At 74.6% G+C, this 8,763-nt stretch carries 6 protein-coding genes; all 6 read left to right on the top strand.

Annotation, left to right across the window (positions count from 1 at the left end):
• Positions 1–198 precede the first annotated feature (198 nt).
• Positions 199–1,932 carry a DUF3492 domain-containing protein gene (locus ACZ37P_RS36735; RefSeq protein ID WP_355348641.1) on the top strand — a complete coding sequence of 578 codons (1,734 nt, stop codon included), beginning with the start codon at positions 199–201 and terminating at the stop codon, positions 1,930–1,932.
• 1,178 nt (positions 1,933–3,110) lie between these two features.
• Entirely contained in the window at positions 3,111–4,034 is a 924-nt protein-coding gene (locus ACZ37P_RS36740; RefSeq protein ID WP_467350818.1) for a hypothetical protein, read from the top strand.
• A 167-nt stretch (positions 4,035–4,201) separates the two neighbouring features.
• The gene (locus ACZ37P_RS36745) at positions 4,202–5,113 is read left to right on the top strand and encodes an NAD-dependent epimerase/dehydratase family protein (RefSeq protein ID WP_188283310.1); all 912 of its coding nucleotides are present in this window, start codon (positions 4,202–4,204) and stop codon (positions 5,111–5,113) included.
• Between the two features lie 59 nt (positions 5,114–5,172).
• Positions 5,173–6,006, top strand: a complete 834-nt coding sequence (locus tag ACZ37P_RS36750; RefSeq protein ID WP_467350884.1) for a spherulation-specific family 4 protein — start codon at positions 5,173–5,175, stop codon at positions 6,004–6,006.
• 212 nt (positions 6,007–6,218) lie between these two features.
• Positions 6,219–7,397 carry an adenylyltransferase/sulfurtransferase MoeZ gene (moeZ, locus tag ACZ37P_RS36755; RefSeq protein WP_355348647.1) on the top strand — a complete coding sequence of 393 codons (1,179 nt, stop codon included), beginning with the start codon at positions 6,219–6,221 and terminating at the stop codon, positions 7,395–7,397.
• A 336-nt stretch (positions 7,398–7,733) separates the two neighbouring features.
• Positions 7,734–8,636 (top strand): FG-GAP repeat domain-containing protein, encoded by a 903-nt coding sequence (locus tag ACZ37P_RS36760; RefSeq protein ID WP_355348651.1) that lies wholly within the window; start codon positions 7,734–7,736, stop codon positions 8,634–8,636.
• Positions 8,637–8,763 lie beyond the last annotated feature (127 nt).

Here is an 8,763-nt window from a genome sequence, read left to right on the forward strand (position 1 = left end):
CCCCCCCCCCCCCCCCCCCCCCCCCCCCCCCCCCCCCCCCCCCCCCCCCCCCCCCCCCCCCCCCCCCCCCCCCCCCCCCCCCCCCCCCCCCACCGCCGTACCGGAATAACGTCTTCGCGCCGGGCGGACGCAGGTCCCGTGGGCGCCACCCGGCCGACATTCCGTTGTGGCCGAGCCAGGGAGAAAGGGGGCGTACACGTGCGTATCGCATTGCTCACCGAGGGTGGTTACCCGTACGCGCGAGGTGAAGGGGGTGCGTGGTGCGACCGGCTCGTCCGCGGTCTCGCGCACCACGAATTCGACGTGTACGCGCTCAGCCGGTCACCGCGGACGGAGGCGGGGGGCCGCGTCGAAGTGCCGTCGCACGTACGGCGGTTCCGCGCGGAACGCCTCTGGGGGGAGCCCCCGGCCGCCGCCCTCGCGCCGACGTGCGGCGGCGGCCGGGCGGCCAGACGCGCCAGACGCGCCGACTTCCTCACCCACTACCGCGACCTGGTCGCGGCGCTGGCCGGCGGCGCCGGGCTCGGCTCCGCCGACCGGGCGGACCGTTTCGCCTCCGGGCTGTACGGCCTCGCCGAGGTCGCCGCAGAACACGGCGGCCTGCCCGACCTGTTGCGCGGCGAGGACGCGCTCGCCGCCCTGGAGTCGGCGTGCCGCGCCCCCGGCGTGCGTCCCGTGCTCGGCGACATCGTCGTCACCGAACTCCTCGCCGTCGCCGAACTGTTGGAACGCCAGCTCAGGCCGCTGTCCGCGCCCTGGTACGGGTCGAGCGAACTGGGCGCCGTCGATGTCTGCCACGCCGTCTCCGGGGGCCCGGCGGCCTTGCCCGGCCTTCTGGCCAAACGGTTCTGCGGAACGCCGCTCATCGTCACCGAGTACACCGTGCGGGTACGGGAGGCGCTGCTCGGGAACCGCGCGGCCGGACTGGCCGGAGCCGTACGGGTGGTGCTCGGCGACTACCACCGGCTGCTCGCCGGGGAGAGCTACCGGCAGGCCGCGCTCGTCACGCCCGGCTCCACGCATGTGCGGCGCTGGCAGGAGCGGTGCGGGGCGCCGCGCGACCGGATGCGGACCATCCATCCGGGGATCGACGCGGCGCGCTTCGCCCTCGCGGGCGAGGCCGCCGAGGCCGAGGCCACCGCGCCCGCCGCGCACGCCGACCCCACGCTCGCCTGGGTCGGCAGGATCGATCCGGCGAAGGACCTCATCGCGCTGCTGCACGCCTTCCGCGCGATACGCGCGGACGAGCCGCGGGCGCGGCTGCGGATCTTCTACCTGCGGCTGCGCGCCGCCGACGAACGCGCGGCCTCCTACCTCGGGCACTGCCGGACGCTCGCCGCGCAGCTCTTCCCCTACGAGGCCGCCGACGCCAACGCCGTCGGTGAGAGTCCCGTCAGCTTCGAGGAGATCGGGTCGCCCGGCGCGCCCGAACTCGCCGACGCGTACGCCGCGGGCGACGTCGTGGTGCTCTCCAGCAGCGCGGAAGGCTTTCCGCTGAGCCTGGTCGAGGCGATGTTCTGCGGGCGGCCCACCGTGTCCACCGACGTGGGGGCCGTCCGCGAGGTCATCGGCGGCACCGGGCTCGTCGTGCCGCCGCGCAACCCCAAGGCGCTGGCGGACGCCGTCGTCGATCTGCTGCGCGGGCCCGAGCGGGCGTCGCGGCTCGGGGCGGCGGCCCGGGAGCGGGCGCTCGCGCTCTTCACCGTCACCCGGTGCGTGGACGCCTTCCGCGAGAGCTATCTCGACGTGGTCGCGCACCATCCCGTGCGGCGCGAGCCGCTGCTCGACGCGGCGGGCGATCCGCGGCCGTTCACGGCCCCCGCCGAGTCGCACGTCCCGGCCCGCCTGGCCCCCACCCCCGCCCACCCCGCCTGGTCCCGCACCCCCGAACCCGTAGGTGCCCCGTCCGCCTCCGGAGGCTCCCCCTCATGACCACGCCGACCCCCGCCCACGCCTTACTCACCCGCCTCACCGCCCAGGCCGCCCCGCCCGCCTCACCCCTGCGGCTCCCGCCCCACGACCCCGACGACCCCACCGCCATAGACATAGACGCCTACGACGACGAGGCCACCCCCCACTCCCTCGACGAGACGGTCACGGCCCTCTTCGGCGCCTCCCGCCTCCCGGCGCGGAACCCGGACACCGACGAGCACCCGGCCGAGCTGCGTCCGGCCCCCCCGGACGGCGACCCGTCGCGCGTACGGTCCCGGACCGTCGTCGCGGACGACGCGCAACCGCCCGCCGCCGCGCCCAAGACCGCCGCCCAGCCGTGCCCAGCCGCCCTGACCCGCACAGATTCGTCCGGAGCCGCCTCCCCACCCGCCGCCGCGCCATCGAGTCCGGACGCTTCCGCATCCGAAGTGCCCGTCGCGGACCGGGACTTGGCGGTGCTTGGCGAACCCGCTCGCGAGCAGCGCGAGCCCCGCTCAGGCGCGGGCCCCCGCGTCACCGACGAGCCGCAGGCCCACGCGGATTCGGCGCGGCGGCCCGAGCCCCGACCGACGAACCCGGGTGATGACGGGGCGCACGGCTTGCCTGACGCCCGCCTCGCGGACCCGGATGGTGCCGCAACCGTGAGCCGTGCGGGCCTCATGCGGTCCGAGACCCGCCCGGGCGCGAACGTTTCCGTATCCGAAGCGCCCGTCGTGGACGGGGACTTGGCCCTGCCTGGCGGCTCCGCTCGCGAGCGGGACGGTTCGGTACCGGGCGGCCTGGACGCTGACGGCGGGTTGCGCTCAGGCGCGGGCTTCCGTGTTGCCGAGGGCCCCGAGGCGGAGGGGGATTCGGCGCGCGCGGGCGCAAACGCTTCCGTACTCGAAGTGCCGGTCCTGGACGGGGACTTGGCCTTGCCTGGCGGCCCCGCTCGCGAGCGGCGCGGGCCGGTACCGGTCGGCTTGGACGCCGAGGGTGCGGGGCTACGCGGTGCTGGGGCGGGGGCGGGTGGGGAGGCGCGGCCCGGAGGGCGGTTGGTGGGGATCGACGGCGGGCGACGGGCCGCGCGGGGCGGGCCGCAGGCCGGCGGGCGGGTGGCGGACTTTCGGGCGGGGGCGCGGCCGGGCGCCGCGGACGAGCCGCGGCGCAGGGGGCCCGCCGACCCCGTACGGGGAGTGATGCACCGGCACGAGGCGCTGATCGCGGGAGCCGTGGACGAGTGGGAGATCGCGGCCGGGCTGGAAGCCCACGGCGTGACGGACGGAGCCGCGCGACGCCTGCGGCACCGGGACGTCTTCGGGCTCGCGGAGGAGCTGTACGCGCGGGTCCCGAGGGCGGTACGCCGACTGGAGGCGGCGCCGGGGGAGCGGGAACGGGCCCTGCCGCGCTGGCGGACCGGGGCCGCGCAGGCGGTGCCGGGCGCGGTGTGCGCGCTGGCGGCCGGAGCCCCCGGAAGCGTACGGCTGCCGCTGCTGGCGTTCGTCGCCGTCGTCGCGTGGGCCGCCGTACGGATCGGACCGCTGCGGGTCGAGCGCGGCGCGGGCGCCGCCGTATGGACGTACGGTCTGCTCGGCTACGCGCTGTACGCGGGGCACGCCACCGGCCGCACCGCCGGCGCCGCCACCCTCGCGGCGCTCACCTTCGCCCTGCTGCCCGCCGCGTACTGCGCGCACTGGCTCGCCGTCCGCTCCAGGGCCCAACTCGCCCCCAGCCACGGCCTGTCGGACTTCGCCGACGCCGTACGCCCCCGCCTGGCCGCGGCCCTCGCCGCGTACGCCGTCGCGCTGATCGCCCTGCTCGACACGGCCACCGCCGTCGCGGGCTCCGCGCCACTGGCCGGACCGGCCGCCCTCGGCCTGCTGCTCTTCGCCGCGCGCCTACTGTCCGTGCACGGCTTCCCCGGCCACGCGGCGGCCGGTCTCGAAGCGGCCTGCGCCGCCGAGGCGCTGACCCTCGCCGCGACACCCCTGCACCTCGGCCCTGCCCCCGCCACCGCGCAAGCCGTCATCTGCGGCGCCGCCGCACTCGTGCTGACCGCGCAGGCGTTCCGCGTGCTGCCCCGTGCCTCCGCGCACCGGCCGCCGCCGCGCCACCACCCCTGACCTCAGCAGAACGAACGACCAGGAGAACACCCCTTGACCAGGTACCGAACCGCCCCGACCCCGACCGCGGCCCGACGCCGGGCACGCCCCCTCCTCGTCCGCGAGGACGGCCTTCCGCCCCGCGGGCGCACGACGGGACACTCGGCGCAGGCACTCGGAGGCACGCGATGAGAGTGCTGCTGCTCGGAGCCGACGGCTTCCTCGGCCGGCATGTCGCGGAGCGGCTCCTCGCCGACCCCGCCGTCCAGCTCACCGCGCTCGGCAGGAGCGACGACGCGGACGTCCGCTTCGACCTGGCGAGCGGCGCGCCCGGCGTCCTCGCCAGGTTCCTGGACGCCGTGCACCCCGGAGTCGTGATCAACTGCGCCGGTACGACCAGGGGCGGCGCCCGCGAGCTGACCCGGCAGAACACCGTCGCCGTCGCCACCGTCTGCGAGGCGATGCGCCGCAGCCAGGTCGACGCCCGGCTCGTCCAGCTCGGCTGCGGCTCCGAGTACGGGCCCTCGCCGCAGGGCGCGTCCACCGGCGAGGACGCGGTGCCGCGCCCCGGCGGCCCGTACGGCGTCAGCAAGCTCGCCGCGACCGAGCTGGTCCTCAGCTCAGGTCTCGACGCGGTGGTGCTGCGGGTGTTCAGCCCGGTCGGCCCCGGCACCCCGACCGGGGCCCCGCTCGGCCGGGTCGCCGAGACCTTGCGCCGCGCGATGCAGAACGGCGACGGCGAGCTGAAACTCGGCGGCCTCGGCGTCCAGCGCGACTTCATCGACGCCCGCGACGTGGCCCGCGCCGTGCACGCCGCGTCGCTGTCCGCCGCACAGGGCGTGGTGAACATCGGCAGCGGCCGAGCCGTCCGGATGCGTGAGATGGCCGCGGCCCTCGCCCACGTGGCGGGCTACGAGGGCTCGCTGCACGAACTGGACGAGACGCCCGCCTCCGCCGGGCCGCCCCCGTACCCCGACGGCTGCGGCGGCTGGCAGCAGGCCGACGTCCGTACCGCCAGGGACCGGCTCGGCTGGCGGCCCCGGATCGGCCTGGAGGAGTCCCTGGCCGATGTGTGGATGGAGGCGGCATGTCGCGTCTGACGCGACCGCACCAGTGGGGCACGGGACTGCGCCGCCGTGCGGGCGCGGGCCGGGACGCGATGGGCTTCGGCGTCCCGGCGTTCGCGCACCCGCTCGTCGCCCCCACCGAATGGGCCGAACTGGCCCGGCCGGGGGCGCCGCTGCACTGGGCCGCCTTCGACGTGGCCCGCGGCCCCGGTACGCGGCCCGACCCGCTGTACGGAGAGGTCGTCGGCCGCGTCCGTGAGAACGGCGTCCCGGTCCTCGGACTGCTGGACTGCCGCAACGGCACCCGGCCCTTCGGCGACCTGCTCGCCGACGCCTCCCACTACCTGGACTGGTACCGGGTCGACGGCTTCTACCTGGACCGCGCCCCGACCGGCCGCGCCGACGCCGCCGAGTGCCGCCGGGTGGTGACCACGCTGCGGGCACTGCTGCACGCGGACGACGAGGACACCGGGGGCACGGAGGGCAACGAGGACGCCGTGGACAGCGGGGACAGCAGAGGCAGAAGGGGCAGCGGGGCCAGCGGGAGCGCGGGAGCCGCCGCCTCGCGCCTGCCGGAGAGCGGCGGCGGCCAGATCGTCCTCGGCCACGGCGAGCACCCGTGGCCCGGATACGCCGAACTGGCCGACCAGCTCGTCACCTTCTGCGGCCCCTGGACCAGTTACCGCTGGTCGGAGGCGCCGGAGTGGACGGCCGCGTACCCGCCGGAACGCTTCGTGCACCTGGTGCACGGCCTGCCCAGGTCCCATCTGGACACCGCCCTGCGGATCGCCCGCTGGCAGGGCGCGTCCACGGTGTGCCTCACCGACCGCACGGACCGGGACGGCGCCGACCCGTGGGCGGGCCTGGCCGGATACTGGCACGAAGCCGTCCGTATGCTGCGCAAACAGCCGTCGCCGAGCACGTAGCACCGGCGCGGCGGCCCCTCGGACCGGGCACGGCCAGGGCGCGGGGGGAGCGCGGCCGGAGCGTGACCGGGACGTGACCGGGATGTGAGCCGATTCCGTCTCGGTCCTCGGACCGGGTGTCTTGGAATGAAGACCGGCGTGGCAGTGTTGCAGGGACAGCACGTACCGCACGTACTGACTGATGACCGACCAACCGTATTGCTGAGGTCCCTGTGTCGCTGCCACCCCTGGTCGAGCCGGCCGCCGAGCTCTCCGTTGACGAGGTCCGCAGGTATTCGCGCCATCTGATCATCCCCGACGTGGGAATGGACGGCCAGAAGCGGCTGAAGAACGCCAAGGTGCTGTGTGTCGGCGCCGGCGGGCTCGGCTCTCCGGCCCTGATGTACCTGGCCGCCGCGGGCGTCGGCACGCTCGGCATCGTCGAATTCGACGAGGTCGACGAGTCGAACCTCCAGCGTCAGATCATCCACAGCCAGGCCGACATCGGCCGCTCGAAGGCCGAATCCGCCCGCGACTCCGTCAAGGGCATCAACCCGTACGTGAACGTCGTCCTGCACGAAGAGCGGCTCGAAGCCGAGAACGTGATGGAGATCTTCTCCCAGTACGACCTGATCGTCGACGGCACGGACAACTTCGCGACCCGCTACCTGGTCAACGACGCGTGCGTGCTGCTGGGCAAGCCCTACGTCTGGGGCTCCATCTACCGCTTCGACGGCCAGGCATCGGTCTTCTGGTCCGAGCACGGCCCCTGCTACCGCTGCCTCTACCCGGAGCCCCCGCCCCCCGGCATGGTCCCCTCCTGCGCCGAGGGCGGCGTCCTCGGCGTGCTGTGCGCGTCCATCGGCTCGATCCAGGTCACCGAGGCCATCAAGCTGCTCGCGGGTATCGGTGAGCCGCTGCTCGGCCGCCTGATGATCTACGACGCCCTGGAGATGACGTACCGCACGGTGAAGGTCCGCAAGGACCCGGACTGCGCGGTCTGCGGCGAGAACCCGACCGTCACCGAGCTGATCGACTACGAGGCGTTCTGCGGCGTCGTGTCCGAGGAGGCCCAGGAGGCCGCGCTCGGCTCGACCATCACTCCCAAGCAGCTCAAGGAGTGGATGGACGACGGCGAGAACATCGAGGTCATCGATGTCCGCGAGCCGAACGAGTACGAGATCGTCTCCATCCCCGGCGCGAAGCTCATCCCGAAGAACGAGTTCCTGATGGGCAGCGCCCTGGAGCATCTGCCGCAGGACAAGCGGATCGTCCTGCACTGCAAGACCGGTGTGCGCTCCGCGGAGGTCCTCGCCGTCCTGAAGTCCGCGGGCTTCTCCGACGCCGTGCACGTCGGCGGCGGCGTGATCGGCTGGGTCAACACGATCGAGCCCGACAAGCCGGTGTACTAAGCCAGTTGAAGCGGTCTCACGGCGGAGGGGGGGGGGGGGGGGGCCCCCCCCCCCCCCCCCCCCCCCCCCCCCCCCCCCTTTTCCCCCCCCCCCCCCCCCCCCCCCCCCCCCCCCCCCCCCCCCCCCCCCCCCCCCGTCCCGTCATGTCCTGTTGTTCCAGATGCCCTTGACGGTATCGAAACTGTGACGGACCCATGACCTGCCCATGAGAGAGCCGGGGGGCGAAGGAGGTAGCGTCAGGGGCTCCCGTGCGGAGTGATCCGTACGGAGCAGGGACATTTCACTGAGGGGGACCACTACGTGAAAACGCAGAAAAACCGGCGGACCGGACGGGGAATGAAGGCCAGGGCCGCCGCGGTGACGGCGGGCACGCTCGCCATGGTGCTGGGCGCCTCCGTCGCCGCCAGCGCCGAGGGCGGCTCGCCCGCGCTCACCACCGTCAAGGACGCGCAGAGCCACACCGCCGCACCCGGCGTCTCGACGTTCTCCACGAACGCCGCGCAGGACGACAAGATCTGGTCGTTCGGCATCGACGGCCGCGACTCCAGCGGCCGGATCTGGAGCTACCCGCCGAAGGCGAACGGCTTCGGCTCCCGCACCCAGACCGGCTACGGGATGGGCAGCGCCAACGCGTTCTTCAAGAACAACTCGGGCAACGACACGCATGTGAACGTCTACGCGCGGTTCGGCGGCACGCTCCGGATCTTCTCGGCGGCCTCGCCCGACGAGGGCACCGTGATCGGCACCGGCTGGAACGTCTACAACGCCTTCGTGACGCCGGGCAACGTCGGCGGCGCCGCCAACCCGGACCTGCTCGCCCGTGACAGCAGCGGCGTGCTGTGGCTCTACCTGTCCTACGCGGACGGCACGTTCGCCAAGAAGCGCAAGGTCGGCGGCGGGTGGAACACCTACAACCAGATCGCCGGCCGCGGTGACCTCACCGGTGACGGCAAGCCCGACATCGTGGCCCGCGACAGCAGCGGTGCGCTCTGGCTCTACAAGGGCACCGGCAACATCGACGCGCCGTTCGCCGCGCGGACGAAGATCGGCGGTGGGTGGAACACCTACAACAAGATCCTCAGCCTGGGCGACACCAGCGGTGACGGTCGCAACGACCTGATCGCCCGCGACACGTCGGGTGTCCTGTGGCTGTACAAGGGCACCGGCAACGCCGGCGCCCCGTTCGCGGCCCGCGTGAAGATCGGCGGCGGCTGGAACACGTACAACTACCTGTTCTAAGCCGCGCCGTCCTCCGGATCGCGCCGTTCGAACCGTGAAACGAGGCCCGGGGGGGGGGGGGGGGGGGGGGGGGGGGGGGGGGGGGGGGGGGGGGGGGGGGGGGGGGGGGGGGGGGGGGGGGCTGCCT

Source organism: Streptomyces sp. NPDC024632, assembly GCF_055559175.1.

Excerpts from the sequence above, each read along its gene's own strand:
- ACZ37P_RS36740 (WP_467350818.1), top strand. The coding sequence starts at position 3,111 with ATGCACCGGCACGAGGCGCTGATCGCGGGAGCCGTGGACGAGTGGGAG.
- ACZ37P_RS36745 (WP_188283310.1), top strand. The coding sequence starts at position 4,202 with ATGAGAGTGCTGCTGCTCGGAGCCGACGGCTTCCTCGGCCGGCATGTC.
- ACZ37P_RS36750 (WP_467350884.1), top strand. The coding sequence starts at position 5,173 with ATGGGCTTCGGCGTCCCGGCGTTCGCGCACCCGCTCGTCGCCCCCACC.
- ACZ37P_RS36760 (WP_355348651.1), top strand. The coding sequence starts at position 7,734 with ATGAAGGCCAGGGCCGCCGCGGTGACGGCGGGCACGCTCGCCATGGTG.